Annotated in this window: 12 protein-coding genes and 2 pseudogenes; 5 read left to right on the forward strand and 9 right to left on the reverse strand. The window is 73.7% G+C overall.

All coding sequences use genetic code 11. The annotated features are described in order from the left end of the window. Positions 1 to 387 precede the first annotated feature (387 nt). Positions 388 to 1,518: pseudogene (locus KV205_RS33405) on the reverse strand (acyl-CoA dehydrogenase family protein); the annotation flags it as partial. Between the two features lie 163 nt (positions 1,519 to 1,681). Between KV205_RS33405 and KV205_RS33410 the strand changes: the two are divergent. Genes KV205_RS33410 through KV205_RS33420 form a run of 3 tightly spaced genes read left to right on the forward strand, consistent with a single transcriptional unit; the run spans position 1,682 to position 4,618 of the window. Then, positions 1,682 to 3,364, forward strand: a complete 1,683-nt coding sequence (locus tag KV205_RS33410) for an AMP-binding protein (protein ID WP_265868678.1) — start codon at positions 1,682 to 1,684, stop codon at positions 3,362 to 3,364. A gap of 4 nt (positions 3,365 to 3,368) precedes the next feature. Then, positions 3,369 to 4,199: a PaaX family transcriptional regulator C-terminal domain-containing protein gene (locus tag KV205_RS33415; protein ID WP_265868680.1), complete on the forward strand. Its 831-nt coding sequence runs from the start codon at positions 3,369 to 3,371 to the stop codon at positions 4,197 to 4,199. Next, positions 4,196 to 4,618 (forward strand): hypothetical protein, encoded by a 423-nt coding sequence (locus KV205_RS33420; RefSeq protein WP_265868681.1) that lies wholly within the window; start codon positions 4,196 to 4,198, stop codon positions 4,616 to 4,618. The genes KV205_RS33415 and KV205_RS33420 overlap by 4 nt, the downstream gene beginning before the upstream one ends. A 103-nt stretch (positions 4,619 to 4,721) precedes the next feature. On the opposite strand, the gene KV205_RS33425 is transcribed toward KV205_RS33420, so the two are convergent. The 5 genes from KV205_RS33425 to KV205_RS33445 all read right to left on the reverse strand — a co-directional run bounded on the left by KV205_RS33425 (position 4,722) and on the right by KV205_RS33445 (position 9,046). Continuing rightward, on the reverse strand, positions 4,722 to 5,120 hold the full coding sequence (locus KV205_RS33425) for a hypothetical protein (protein WP_265868682.1): 399 nt from the start codon (positions 5,118 to 5,120) through the stop codon (positions 4,722 to 4,724). A gap of 21 nt (positions 5,121 to 5,141) precedes the next feature. Further along, positions 5,142 to 5,531, reverse strand: coding sequence for a VOC family protein (locus tag KV205_RS33430; RefSeq protein ID WP_265868683.1), 390 nt, complete (start codon positions 5,529 to 5,531; stop codon positions 5,142 to 5,144). After that, entirely contained in the window at positions 5,528 to 5,857 is a 330-nt protein-coding gene (locus KV205_RS33435) for a helix-turn-helix transcriptional regulator (RefSeq protein ID WP_265868684.1), read from the reverse strand. The genes KV205_RS33430 and KV205_RS33435 overlap by 4 nt, the downstream gene beginning before the upstream one ends. Positions 5,858 to 5,927: 70 nt before the next feature. Beyond that, positions 5,928 to 8,222 carry a bifunctional salicylyl-CoA 5-hydroxylase/oxidoreductase gene (locus KV205_RS33440; protein WP_265868685.1) on the reverse strand — a complete coding sequence of 765 codons (2,295 nt, stop codon included), beginning with the start codon at positions 8,220 to 8,222 and terminating at the stop codon, positions 5,928 to 5,930. Then, the gene (locus KV205_RS33445; protein ID WP_265868686.1) at positions 8,219 to 9,046 is read right to left on the reverse strand and encodes an enoyl-CoA hydratase family protein; all 828 of its coding nucleotides are present in this window, start codon (positions 9,044 to 9,046) and stop codon (positions 8,219 to 8,221) included. Before KV205_RS33445 ends, KV205_RS33440 begins: the two co-directional genes overlap by 4 nt. Positions 9,047 to 9,320: 274 nt before the next feature. Here KV205_RS33445 and KV205_RS33450 point away from each other — a divergent pair, with 274 nt between their 5' ends. Next, positions 9,321 to 9,779, forward strand: a complete 459-nt coding sequence (locus tag KV205_RS33450; RefSeq protein WP_265868687.1) for an ATP-binding protein — start codon at positions 9,321 to 9,323, stop codon at positions 9,777 to 9,779. On the opposite strand, the gene KV205_RS33455 is transcribed toward KV205_RS33450, so the two are convergent. Continuing rightward, complete coding sequence (locus tag KV205_RS33455; RefSeq protein ID WP_265868688.1) at positions 9,736 to 10,587, reverse strand: MBL fold metallo-hydrolase; 852 nt, start codon at positions 10,585 to 10,587, stop codon at positions 9,736 to 9,738. The genes KV205_RS33450 and KV205_RS33455 overlap by 44 nt on opposite strands. Positions 10,588 to 10,658: 71 nt before the next feature. Between KV205_RS33455 and KV205_RS33460 the strand changes: the two are divergent. Continuing rightward, positions 10,659 to 10,973, forward strand: a pseudogene (locus KV205_RS33460) (MerR family transcriptional regulator); the annotation flags it as partial. 108 nt (positions 10,974 to 11,081) lie between these two features. Here KV205_RS33460 and argF read toward each other — a convergent pair. Together argF and KV205_RS33470 are read right to left on the reverse strand one after the other, a co-directional pair. Next, positions 11,082 to 12,092: an ornithine carbamoyltransferase gene (gene argF, locus KV205_RS33465; RefSeq protein WP_265868690.1), complete on the reverse strand. Its 1,011-nt coding sequence runs from the start codon at positions 12,090 to 12,092 to the stop codon at positions 11,082 to 11,084. 134 nt (positions 12,093 to 12,226) lie between these two features. After that, positions 12,227 to 13,459: an arginine deiminase gene (locus tag KV205_RS33470; protein WP_265868691.1), complete on the reverse strand. Its 1,233-nt coding sequence runs from the start codon at positions 13,457 to 13,459 to the stop codon at positions 12,227 to 12,229. Between the last annotated feature and the right edge of the window lie 22 nt (positions 13,460 to 13,481).

Below are 13,481 nucleotides of genomic sequence, written 5' to 3' on the forward strand. Positions count from 1 at the left end.
GAAGCTGGCGGGGTGCGCGCCGGCCGCTTCCTACAACGACGCCAACGGCTCGTCCTCCACCCACGAGGTGGCGATCAGCTGGAGGGCGCCGCTGGCCTAACTCGCCGCCTCCGCCGGCGAGCGGCCCTCCGGGGCCGCCGCCCCGGCCCGGCCGGGGGCCCGGGCAGGGGCCGGAGCTGGGGCAGCAGCTCGACTCAGGCCGGCAGCACGGTCCGAGGCCGGCACGGACGCCGGAGCAGCGGCTGGGCCCGGGCTCGAAGCGGGAGCCGCAGGCGGCGCGGACGCCCGGCCACGGCCCGAGGCCCCGGCGCCCACCGGCGGGCGGCCCCCGGGGGCTGCGGCGTTCGGCGCGGATGGCGCCGGAGGGTGGGACTTCGCGCCCGCCGCCCGGTACAGCTCCTTCGCGATGATCGTGCGCTGGACCTCTGTGGCGCCCTCATAGATGCGGGGGGCGCGGACCTCGCGGTAGAGGTGTTCGAGGAGGTGGCCGCGTTGGAGGGCGCGGGCGCCGTGGAGTTGGACGGCGGTGTCGACGACGTACTGGGCGGTCTCGGTGGCGAGGAGCTTGGCCATGGCGGCGCGGCGGGGGACGTCCGGGGCGCCGTGGTCGTACGCCTCGGCCGCCGCGTAGACGAGGAGCCGCGCGGCCTCGGTGCGGGTGGCCATGTCGGCGACCTGGTGGGCGACGGTCTGGAGGTCGGCGAGGACGCCGCCGAAGGCGGGGCGGGCGGCGGTGTGGGCGAGGGTGGCGTCGAGGGCGGCCTGGGCCATGCCGACGGCGAAGGCGCCGACGCTCGGCCGGAACAGGTTGAGGGTGTGCATCGCGACCCGGAAGCCCTGCCCGGGCTCGCCGAGGACGTCCTCGGGCCCGACCCGTACGCCGTCGAAGACCAGGCTGCCGAGCGCGTGCGGGGCGAGCATGTCGAGCGCCTCGCCGCCGAGCCCCGGCCGGTCGCCGGGGACCAGGAAGGCCGTGACCCCGCGGGAACCGCGCCGCCCCTCCCCGTCCCCGCCTTCGCCCGTTCGGGCGAACACGGTCATCACGTCCGCCTCGGGCGCGTTCGAGATCCAGCACTTCTCCCCGTACAGCCGCCAGCCCCCGCCCTCCGCGTTCGGTACGGCCTCCAGGGCCAGCGCGGCCGCGTCGGAGCCCGCGCCGGGCTCGGAGAGGGCGAAGGCGGCGACGGCGCGCCCGGCGGTGACCTCGGGGAGCCAGCGGGAGCGCTGAGCGTCCGTGCCGAAGGCGGCGATCGGGTGGGCGCCGAGGCCCTGGAGGGCGAGGGCGGTCTCGGCCTCCGTGCAGGCCCGGGCCAGGGACTCGCGCATCAGGCACAGGTCGAGCGCGCCGGAGTCGAAGAGCCGGGCGATCAGGCCGTGGGCGCCGAGCGCGGCGACGAGAGGGCGGTTGACGCGGCCCGGCTCGCCCTTCTCGGCGATCGGTCGCAGCTGCTCGGCGGCGAGCGCGCGCAGCTCGGCACACCAGGTGGACTGTTCGGGATCGAGCGAGAATGCGGCCATGGGGGCCTCTCCATATCGCGAACCGTTGACTGTCGTCACCATCACGATACGCTCGTAAAGCGGCGGTCGACCCCGGTCGGCCGCCCTCCGCACCGCCCGGCACCACGCAACGGCACCACGAAACGGCACCCTCCGACGATCCCACCGACAGGGGGACGGACGCATGGAGCTGACGCCCTCGGCGCACCTGGACACCTTCGCCCGCGACCATCTGCCGCCCCCGGAACAGTGGCCGCGCCTCCTCTTCGAGCTGCCCTCCCTCGCCTACCCCGACCGCCTCAACTGCGGCACCGAGCTCCTCGACCGCACGGTGGAACGATTCGGCGCCGACCGCGAGGTGTTCCGGGACGGCGAGGGCGGGGTGTGGACGTACGGGCAGCTGCGCGAGCGGGTGGACCGGATCGCCCATGTCCTCGCCGACGACCTCGGCGTCCGCCCCGGCAACCGGGTGCTCCTGCGCGGCCCCACCACCCCCTGGCTCGCCGCCTGCTGGCTCGCCGTGATGAAGGCGGGCGCGATCGCCGTCACCGTGCTCGCCCAGCAGCGCGCCCGCGAGCTGGCCGTGATGTGCGAGATGGCCCGCTGCACGCACGCGCTGTGCGACGTCCGGGCGGTCGACGAGCTGGTGAAGGCCGAGGTGCCGGGGCTCCGGATCACCCCGTTCGGCGGGGACGGGGCCGACGACCTGCTCAGTCTCGCGATCGGCAAGCCGGACCGTTACGAGGCGGTGGACACCGCCGCCGACGACGTGGCGCTGATCGCCTTCACCTCCGGCACCACCGGGCGCCCCAAGGGCTGCATGCACTTCCACCGGGACGTGCTGGCCACCGCCGACACCTTCTCCGCGCACGTCCTGCGCCCGGAGCCGGACGACGTCTTCGCCGGCTCCCCGCCGCTCGGCTTCACCTTCGGCCTGGGCGGGCTCGTCGTCTTCCCCCTGCGGGCCGGGGCGTGCGCGGTCCTCCTCGAACAGGCCGGGCCGCAGCAGCTGCTCGCCGCCATCGGCCGGCACCGGGTGTCGGTCCTCTTCACCGCCCCCACCGCCTACCGGGTGATGCTCGACGAGCTCGACAAACCCGGCCACGGGGGCGGACCCGCCCAGGACCCCGGCGAGGGCCCGGGCCCCGACCTGAGCTCGCTGCGCCGCTGCGTGTCCGCCGGCGAGAACCTGCCGGCCGGCACCTGGGAGGCCTGGCGGAAGCGGACCGGTCTGAAGCTGATCAACGGCATCGGCGCCACCGAGCTCCTGCACATCTTCATCTCCGCCGCCGACGGCGCGATCCGCCCCGGCACCACCGGCCGGCCGGTCCCCGGCTGGCAGGCCCGGATCGTCGGCGACGACGGGCGCGAGCTGCCGGACGGCGAGGAGGGGCTGCTCGCGGTGCGCGGCCCGGTCGGCTGCCGCTATCTCGCCGACCCGCGCCAGACGGAGTACGTGCGGGAGGGCTGGAACGTCACCGGCGACACCTACGTCCGCGAACCCGACGGCTACTTCCGCTATGTCTCGCGCGCCGACGACATGATCATCTCGGCCGGCTACAACATCGCCGGACCGCAGGTCGAGGAGGCGCTGCTCGCCCACCCCGACGTGGTCGAGACGGCGGTGGTCGGCCGGCCGGACGAGGTGCGCGGGCAGGTCGTCGTGGCGTACGCGGTGGTACGGGACGGGGTGCCGCGCGACGGCTCGACGGCGGCGGCGCTGCGCGCCTTCGTCCGGGCCCGGCTCGCCCCGTACAAGTCGCCCCGCGAGATCGTCTTCCTGGACGCCCTGCCGCGCACGGCGACGGGCAAATTGCAGCGCTTCCGGCTCCGGGACGACGAGGCCGGATCCGGACCCCTAAAGTGATCACGTGGCCGAGCAGCACACCCCCCGATCCCTGATCGTCTCGCTCTACGGCGCGTACGGCCGGTCGCCGGACGGCGCGCCGCTCGCGGTGGCGGAGCTGATCAGGCTGCTCGGCGTGCTGGGCGTGGACGCGCCGAGCGTGCGTTCCTCGGTGTCCCGGCTCAAGCGGCGCGAGCTGCTGATCCCGCGGCGTACCGCGGAGGGCGCGGCCGGGTACGCGCTCTCGGACGACGCCCGGATGCTGCTCGACGACGGCGACCGGCGGATCTACGCCCGCGACGAGCCGCGCCTGTCCGACGGCTGGGTGCTCGCGGTGTTCTCGGTCCCGGAGGCCGAGCGGCACAAGCGGCATCTGCTGCGCTCGCGGCTCGCCCGGCTCGGCTTCGGTACGGCGGCGCCGGGCGTGTGGATCGCGCCGGCCCGGCTGCACGAGGAGACCCGGCACACCCTGGAGCGGCTCGACCTCGCACCGTACGTGGAGCTGTTCCGCGGCGACCACCTGGGCTTCGCGGCGACGGCGGAGGCGGTGTCCCGGTGGTGGGACCTGCCGTCCATCGCCAAGCTGCACGAGGAGTTCCTGGACGTGCACGAGCCGGTGCTGCGGGCCGGGCCGCCGGCCACGCCGGAGGACGCCTACCGGGCGTATCTGCTCGCCCTCGACTCGTGGCGGCGGCTGCCGTACGCCGACCCGGTCCTTCCGCTGGAGCTCCTCCCGGAGAACTGGCCCGGCACCCGCTCGGCGCAGGTCTTCCTCGCCCTGCACGAACTGCTGCACGCGCGGGGTGCGGAATTCGTGCAACCGTCCGGGCCCGGCGCCCGTCCCCAGGGGGCATGAGCGCACACACCCCGCCGCGCGCGGTCTCGCGGTGGCAGAAGCTGTCCTGGTCGGCGACGGTGCCGGTGGGCCTGGCCGGCGCCTTCGGCGCGAGCGCGCTCGCGGCGCGGGCCCGGGCCTACTGCGACGCGGCCTGGGAGCCCGCGCACCGGCTCGTCCACGTCGTCGAGTTCGTGGTGCTGTCCGGAGTGACCGTGGCGGCCGCCCTGGTGGCGGCGGTCCTGGCCCGCCGGGTCTCCCTGCGGGCGTCCCGGCGGGTGCGCGCCTCGGCCCAGCTGGTGGCCGTGCTCGCCGTGGTCCTGCTGCTCGGCTGGGCGTACCTGGCCGTCCAGGGCACACCGGCCGGCTACCCGGGCGACTCGGGGCTGTGCCCGGCGAGCAATGTGCCGCCGTGGTGGCCGGCCTGGGTGCCGGTGTGACGTACGGGGGGGGCAGGTGCCGGGTCCGTACGGCCGATGCCAGGTCCGTACGACAGGTGGCAGGCCCGTACGGCCGGCGGCGGGTCCGTGCGTACGAGCCCGGCTAGCCGGCCAGGCGGCTGAAGCCCGCCTCGTGGGTGTGCAGGGTGAGCGTGGCCTCGGGTCCGCCCAGCAGCTCCGCCTTCGCGCGGAGCCGGGTCACGACCGCCGGGCTCGGGCGGCCGTACACGTCGATGGTGCGCAGCCGGAGGTGCGCGCCGAGGGCGCGGAACTTCGGGCCGCCGAGCTCCAGGTGGAGCTCCAGGGACGCCGAGTCGGGGTGGACGGCCACCACGCTCATCGTGGCGGCGGACTCGTCGAGGTAGAAGTGGTACGCGAGCAGCCTCGGCTCGCGCTCCTCGACGAACGCGGCCAGCTCGCGCATCCCGGCGCGCAGCTCGTCGAGGCCGCCCGGGCGGACGTCGGAGCGGTCGACGTAGTAGAGCGGTAGCGGTTCGGTCATGCCGGCCGCCTCCCTCGTCGGTCAGTCCTTGTACTCGGCGATCTGGAGCAGGTTGCCGCAGGTGTCGTCGAGGATCGCGGTGGTGACCGGGCCCATGTCGACCGGTTCCTGGGTGAAGCGGACGCCCAGCGCGCTCAGCCGCGCGAACTCGGCGTGCACGTCGTCGACGGCGAAGGAGTTCACCGGGATGCCGTCGGCGGCGAGCGCGTCCTGGTAGGCCTTGGCGGCGGGGTGCTGGTTGGGCTCCAGGACCAGTTCGACGCCGTCGGGGTCCTCCGGCGAGACGACGGTGAGCCAGCTGTGCTCGCCGAGCGGGACCTCGGTCTTCTTCACGAAGCCGAGCACCTCGGTGTAGAAGCGCAGGGCCTTGTCCTGCTCGTCGACGAAGACGCTGGTCAGGTTGATCCTCATGGGGTGCGCTCCGGAGTGTGGGGAGGGGTGCGGGGAGGGGAGTCGGGGGGTGCGAGCCACCGGGTCGCGATGCGTCGCAGCGGCTCGGTGTTCAGGTCGTGGAACTTGTAGCGGCCCTCGCGCCGGGTGGTGACCAGGCCCGCGGCCTCCAGGACGGCGAGGTGCTGGCTGACTCCCTGCCGGGAGATGCCCAGGCCGTGCCGGGTCGCGAGGCGCGCGCAGATCTCGAAGAGGGACTGTCCGTCCCGCTCCGCCAGCTCGTCGAGGACGATCCGGCGGGTGGGGTCGGCCAGCGCCTTGAAGAGTTCGTCGTCATCGTCCGCCACGACTCCACGATAGGCAAGCACCGACTTGCCTATCAAGTCGATCACCGCCTCGCCGAGCGAACCTCAGACGTCAGACGTCCTTGCGACCCGTCGGCGGGCGGCGGCTGCCCGCCCGGTACGGCGCGGGCCACGGCGCCGCCGGGCCCTCGTAGCCCTGTTCGGCGGCGGCGTGCAGGGTCCAGTGCGGGTCGTAGAGGTGGGGGCGGGCGAGGGCGCAGAGGTCGGCGCGGCCGGCCAGGAGGAGGGAGTTCACGTCGTCCCAGGAGGAGATCGCGCCGACCGCGATCACCGGGACGCCGAGGGCGCTGCGGATCCGGTCGGCGTACGGGGTCTGGTACGAGCGCCCGAACTCGGGGCGCTCCTCGGGGACCACCTGTCCGGTGGAGACGTCCAGGGCGGCGGCGCCGTGCGCGGCGAAGGCGCGGGCGATCTCGACGGCGTCCTCGGCGGTGGTGCCGCCCTCGGCCCAGTCGGTGGCGGAGATCCGGACGGTGAGCGGCCGGTCGGCCGGCCACACCTCCCGTACCGCGTCGAAGACCTCCAGGGGGAAACGCAGCCGGCCGGCGAGGTCGCCGCCGTAGGCGTCGGTGCGGTGGTTGGTGAGCGGGGAGAGGAAGCCGGAGAGCAGATAGCCGTGGGCGCAGTGCAGTTCGAGCAGGTCGAAGCCGGCCCGGGCGGCCCGCCGGGCGGCGGCGGTGAACTCCTCGCGCACGGCGGCGAGTCCGGCCCGGTCGAGGGTCTGCGGGGTCTGGTTGACGCCGGGGCGGTACGGGAGCGGGGAGGCGGCGACCAGGGGCCAGTTGCCGTCCGGCAGGGGCTGGTCGATGCCCTCCCACATGCGGCGGGTGGAGCCCTTGCGGCCGGAGTGGCCGAGCTGGACGCCGATCGCGGTGCCGGGGGCCTGCGCGTGCACGAAGGCGGTGATCCGGGCCCAGGCGTCGGCCTGTGCGTCGGTCCACAGGCCGGTGCAGCCGGGGGTGATCCGGCCCCGCTCGCTCACGCAGACCATCTCGGTCATGACCAGGCCGGCGCCACCGAGGGCGCGGGCGCCGAGGTGGACGAGGTGGAAGTCACCGGGAACGCCGTCCTCGGCGACGTACAGGTCCATGGGCGACACGACGACCCTGTTGCGCAGGGTGAGGCCGCCGAGCCGGAAGGGGGTGAACATCGGCGGGGTGCCGGGCGGGCAGCCGAACTCGGTCTCGACGGCGGCGGTGAACGCGGGGTCGCGCAGCCGCAGGTTGTCGTGGGTGACCCGGCGGCTGCGGGTGAGCAGGTTGAACGCGAACTGGCGGGGCGGCCGGTCGAGTTGGCCGGCGATCTCCTCGAACCAGCGCAGGCTCGCCGCGGCGGCCCGCTGGGTGGACTCGACGACCGGGCGGCGCTCGGCCTCGTACGCCGCCAGCGCGTCCGCGAGGTCGGGATGCCGGTCGACGGCGGCGGCGAGGGCGACGGCGTCCTCGACGGCGAGCTTGGTGCCGGAGCCGATGGAGAAGTGCGCGGTGTGGGCGGCGTCGCCGAGGAGGACCGTGTTGCCGTGCGACCAGCGGGCGTTGACGACGGTGCGGAAGGCGGTCCAGGCGGACTTGTTGGAGCGCAGCGCGCGTCCGTGCAGGGCCTCGGCGAAGATCTTGGCACAGCGGGCGGCGGACTCGGCTCCTGCCTCGCCCTCCCCCTCGGTCTCTTCGATCTCGTCGAAGCCGGCGGCCCGCCAGACCTCCTCGCGCATCTCGACGATGACGGTCGAGCTGTCGGCGGAGTACGGGTAGGCGTGGAGCTGCATCACGCCGTGCTCGGTCTCGGTGATCTCGAAGCGGAAGGCGTCGAGGGCGAAGTCGGCGGCGAGCCAGATGTAGCGGCAGCGGTGGGTGGTGAGGGTGGGCCGGAAGACGTCCGCGTGCGCCTCGCGGGTGCGGCTGTGCACGCCGTCGGCGGCGACGACCAGGTCGTACGAGGCGGCGAGTTCGGCGGCGGGCGGGGCCTCGGCGCGGAAGCGGAGCCGTACGCCGAGCTCGGCGCAGCGGGCGTGGAGCAGCTCCAGGAGACGGCGGCGGCCGAGGGCGGCGAAGCCGTGGCCGGTGGAGGTGAGCAGCCGGCCGCGGTGGACGACATGGACGTCGTCCCAGTGGACGAGCTCGCGGCGCAGCCGGTCGTGGACGGCCGGGTCGGCGTCCTCGATCCCGCCGAGGGTCTCGTCGGAGAGGACCACGCCGAAGCCGAAGGTGTCGTCGGGGGCGTTGCGTTCCCAGACGGTGACCTCGCGGGCCGGGTCGCCGCGCTTGAGCAGCGCGGCGGCGTAGAGGCCGCCGGGGCCGCCGCCGATGACGGCGACGCGGAGGGGCCGGGGGGACGGCACGGGGGTCACCGTCCCCGCCACTTCGCGGGGCGTTTCTCGGTGAAGGCGGCGTGGAACTCGGCGTAGTCCTCGCCGTGCATGAGCAGCGCCTGGGTGGCGGCGTCCATCTCGACGGAGGCGGCGAGCGGCATGTCGAGCTCGGCGGTGAGCAGCGCCTTCGTCTGGGCGTGGGCGAGGGCGGGGCCCTCGGCGAGGCGCCGGGCGAGCAGCGCGGCGCGCTGGTCGGCGGCGCCCTCCTCGGTGAGTTCGCTGATCAGGCCGATGCGTTCGGCCTCGGCGGCGCCGACGGGGTCGCCGAGCATGAGGAGGCGGGTGGCGTGGCCGAGGCCGACGACCCGGGGAAGGAGGTAGGCGGCGCCCATGTCGCCGCCGGAGAGGCCGACCCGGGTGAAGAGGAAGGCGAAGCGGGCGGTGGGGTCGGCGACCCGGAAGTCGGCGGCGAGGGCGAGGACGGCCCCGGCGCCGGCGGCGACGCCGTGGACGGCGGCGATGACCGGGAAGGGGCACTCGCGCAGCGCGCGGACGGTCTGCCCGGTCATCCGGTTGAAGTCGAGGAGCTGGGCGGTGTCCATGGAGAGGGTGGCGCCGATGATCTCGTCGACGTCGCCGCCGGAGCAGAAGCCGCGTCCCTCGCCGCCGAGGACGAGGGCGCGGACGGCGCGCTCCCGGGAGAGTTCGGCGAGCAGGTCGCGCAGATCGGCGTAGGCGCCGAAGGTGAGCGCGTTCAGCTTCTCGGGGCGGGTGAGGGTGATCGTGGCGACCCCGTCGTCGACGGTCAGGCGCAGGTGCCGCCAGCGTTCGGTCCGGGTCGCGGAGCCGGTGAAGGGGCTCATTCGGGAGGACCTCCCTGTTGTGTGCACGTACCGGTACGGCATCACCTCCAGGAGGGTATCACTCGTGTGTGACTGTCGTCACGAGTACGCGATAGCACGCGCCGATCGACCCTCGGCGCGCCCCTTGACCCTGCCGAACGTCCCAGACGCTGGTCCACACCAAAGCGGGCGACCGCCTCTGTATCCAGATTTTTGACTCCGTAAGGTTGAAACCAGGACGTCACCCCCACGCACACCCGTCCGCCCCACGAACCGCCCGAACGGAACCCCCACCGTGTCCGAAGTGTCCGAACTCTCCTGGCGGGTGCGGCTGCCGCACACCACGGCCGCCGTACCGATCGCCCGCGCCCTCGTCCGTACCGCCCTCACCGCCATCGAAGGCCCCGCACAGGCCGCCGCCGACAGCGACACGGCCGAGCTGCTGACCGCCGAACTCGTCGCCAACGCCGTCGAGCACACCCCCGGCGACGAGCCGATCGAGCTGGTCGTGGAGCTGCTGCCGGCCCCCGGCGGCGGCTGCCAGATCGAGGTCCACGACGGCGGCCCGGCCGCGCCCGGCGACCTGAGCTGCCCCGATCCGGCCGTGCCGGTCGACCCCTGGCAGGAGCACGGCCGCGGGCTGCTGCTCATCCGCGCGCTGAGCAGCGACTGCGGACACCGCCCCACCCCGCACGGCAAGGCGGTCTGGTTCACGCTCCCTGCGGTGCCGACGCAGCGCCGGCCGTCGGACTGAAGCGGGCGAACTCCCAGGGGTCGTGCGCCGAGAAGACCTCGACCTCGTCCGCGTGCTCGCGGACCAGCTCGCGCAGCCGGGCCTGGGTGCCGAGCCGCAGGTCGCGATGGACCTCGGAGCTCGTCTGGACGACGTCGAGGAGCGGGTGGGCCTCCTTCGTCTCCCCAAGCTCACGGTGGTAGTAGTACGCGTCGCCGCAGTGCAGCAGCCAGCGGTCGCCCCGGTGCACGGCGATCCCGGTGTGTCCGGCGGTGTGTCCGCCGAGCGGGACCAGCCGGAACTCCGGCGGCAGCCCGTACGGCCGGTACGAGGCGAAGCCGAACCAGTCCTCGGCGGCCTGGGTGCGGGTGGGGGCGTCGGTGTCGTACGCGACCCAGTGGGGCTCGTGGGCCCAGCGGGACGGGCGGTAGCGGCGGCTCGGGGCCTCGGCGCGTGCGGCGGCGAGCTCGTCGGCGAGCACGTGGACCCGGGCGTCAGGGAAATCGGGCAGGCCGCCGCAGTGGTCCACGTCCAGGTGGGTCACGAGGATGTGGCGCACATCGGCGGGGTCGTACCCGAGGCGGGCCACCTGCCGGACCGCCGTCTCCGCCTCGTCGAGCACGGGCGCGGCCATCGCGACCCAGTCGGCGCCGAGCGTGCCCTCGGGGTCGCGGACGTCACCGAGCCCGAGCCCGGTCTCGACCAGGACAAGGCCGCCACGGTCGATCTCCACGAGCAGGCAGTGGTTGACGGCGGGCGCGGGAGCGGGGCCGTCGTAGGTGGCGTCGATCGTGCGGACCGACCCGCAGTTCAGGTGATGGATCTTCATGCCGACTAGGCTGCGACTTGAATCGCGCTTCAAGTCAAGGCCGCAACGCACACCCTCGCGGGGAGGACTCCGTGCACGACGCCATTCCGCTGCTCGACATCGGCGAGGTCGCCCGGCGCTCCGGGCTCGCCGCCTCGGCGCTGCGCTTCTACGAGAAGAAGGGGCTCATCGCCCCCGAAGGCCGCAACGGCCTGCGGCGCACCTACCGCCCGGAGGTCCTGGAGCGCCTCGGGCTCATCACCTGCGCGCGCAGCGCAGGTCTGTCGGTCGCCGAGATCGGGCGCTTCCTGGCGGCGCGGCCGTCCGACGGGGAACTGCGGGAGCGGATGGCCGCGCGGGCCGAGGACCTGGACGAGCAGATCGGCCGCCTGACGAGGCTGCGGGACAGCCTGCGGCACGCGGCCGTCTGCGCGCACGAACCGATCGTCGACTGCCCGGACTTCAAGCGCGCGATCGGCCAGGTGGCGACGGGGGGCGGGGGCTGTCGGCGCGTCTTAGGCGACGGGGTCGCCCATGGTCGCCACCATGACGGCCTTGATGGTGTGCATCCGGTTCTCCGCCTCGTCGAAGACGACCGAGTGCGCCGACTCGAAGACCTCGTCGGAGACCTCCAGTTCGGTCAGTCCGTGGCGGGCGTGGATGTCCCGGCCGACGGCGGTGCCGAGGTCGTGGAAGGCCGGCAGGCAGTGCAGGAACTTGACGTCCGGGTTGCCGGTGGCGCGCAGCACGTCCATGGTCACGGCGTACGGGCCGAGGGCGGCGATCCGCTCGTCCCAGACCTCCTTGGGCTCGCCCATCGAGACCCACACGTCGGTGGCGACGAAGTCGGCGCCGCGCACGCCCTCGGTGACGTCCTCGGTGAGGGTGATCTTCGCGCCGCTGGTCTCCGCGAGGCGGCGCGCCTCGGCGACGAAGGACTCGGCCGGCCAGTACTCCTTGGGCGCGACGAGCCGGACGTCCATGCCGAGCAGGGCGCCGGTGATCAGGTAGGAGTTGCCCATGTTGAAGCGGGCGTCGCCGAGGTAGGCGAAGGTCATGGCGTCGAGCGGCTTGGCGCAGTGCTCGGTCATGGTGAGGACGTCGGCGAGCATCTGGGTGGGGTGCCAGTCGTCGGTGAGCCCGTTGAAGACCGGGACCCCGGCATAGGTGGCGAGCTCCTCGACGGCGGCCTGGCTGTCGCCCCGGTACTCGATGCCGTCGAACATCCGGCCGAGCACCCGGGCGGTGTCCTTCATGGACTCCTTGTGCCCGATCTGCGAACCGGACGGGTCGAGGTAGGTGGTGGCGGCACCCTGGTCGGCGGCGGCGACCTCGAAGGCGCAGCGGGTGCGGGTGGAGGTCTTCTCGAAGATCAGGGCGACGTTCCGGCCACGCAGCCGCTGCACCTCGGCGCCCGCCTTCTTGGCCGCCTTGAGCTCGGCGGCGAGCGCCACCAGGCCGCGGAACTCCTCGGCGGTGAAGTCCAGCTCCTTGAGGAAGTGGCGGCCGATGAGGTCGGTGGCCATGGGGCGCTCCTGGGTTACGGTCGGGGACGTCGAGGGACGAGGACCCTGGAAGTGTATACGTAATTCAGCATTCTTATACAGCCCCCTGTCCTGGATGGCCCTGCCCTGGACGCCCCTGTCCCGCTAGACCGCGTCTAGACCGCGTCCCGCTCCACCGGGCAGCTCATGCAGCGCGGGCCGCCCCTCCCCCGGCCCAGTTCGCTGCCCGGGATCTCGATCACCTCGATGCCCTGCTTGCGCAGATGCGTGTTGGTGGTGACGTTGCGCTCGTACGCCACGACCACGCCCGGCTCCACGGCGAGCACGTTGCACCCGTCGTCCCACTGCTCGCGCTCCGCCGCGTGCACGTCCTGGGTCGCGGTGAGCACCCGGATGTCCTGCAGGCCGAGCGCCGCCGCGATGGCGCTGTGCATCTGCTCCGGCGGGTGGTCGGTGACCCGCAGGGACTGGCCCTCGTCGCCCGGCTCGATGGTGTACGAGCGGAGCATGCCGAGGCCCGCGTACTGGGTGAAGGTGTCGGCGTCCACCATCGTCATCACCGTGTCCAGGTGCATGAAGGCCCGGCGCTTCGGCATGTCGAGGGCGATGATGGCGCGCGCCGAGCCCGCCGCGAACATGCCGCGGGCCAGCATCTCCACGGCCTGCGGGGTGGTGCGCTCGCTCATGCCGATGAGCACGGCGCCGTTGCCGATGACCAGGACGTCGCCGCCCTCGATCGTCGACGGATAGTCCGCCTGGCCCTCCGACCAGTGGTGGAACGGCCCCGCCTCCGGGCCGGTGAACAACGGATGGTGCTTGTAGATCGCCTCGAAGTGCACCGTCTCGCGCTGCCGGGCCGGCCAGCGCATCGCGTTGATCGACACCCCGTCGTAGATCCAGGCCGAGGTGTCCCGGGTGAAGATGTGGTTCGGCAGCGGGCCGAGCACGAAGTCGTCGAGGTCCAGGGCGTGGAAGCGCACCGAGGTCGGTTCGCGGTGCGCCGCCAGGAACTCCCGCTTGGTCATCCCGCCGACCAGCGCCTCCACCAGGCCGCCGGTGTCGAGCGCGTCGAACGCGGCGCGCAGATGGTCGGCGGCGAGCGGGCCGTACTCCTTCTCGTCGAAGACCCGGTCGAGGACGAGCTTGCGGGCCGCGGGCACGTCGAGGACCTCGCGCAGGAGGTCCCCGAACAGGTGCACCTCCACCCCGCGGTCGCGCAGCACGTCCGCGAAGCCGTCGTGCTCCTGGCGGGCCCGGCGCACCCACAGCACGTCGTCGAAGAGGAGGGCGTCCTTGTTGGTCGGGGTGAGCCGCTTCAGCTCCAGATCGGGGCGGTGCAGGATGACGCGGCGCAGCCGCCCGGTCTCGGAATCGACATGGAATCCCATGCGCCCATCCTGGCGGAGCGGG

This window comes from Streptomyces sp. SKN60, from assembly GCF_026236535.1.
Lineage (GTDB): Bacteria > Actinomycetota > Actinomycetes > Streptomycetales > Streptomycetaceae > Streptomyces.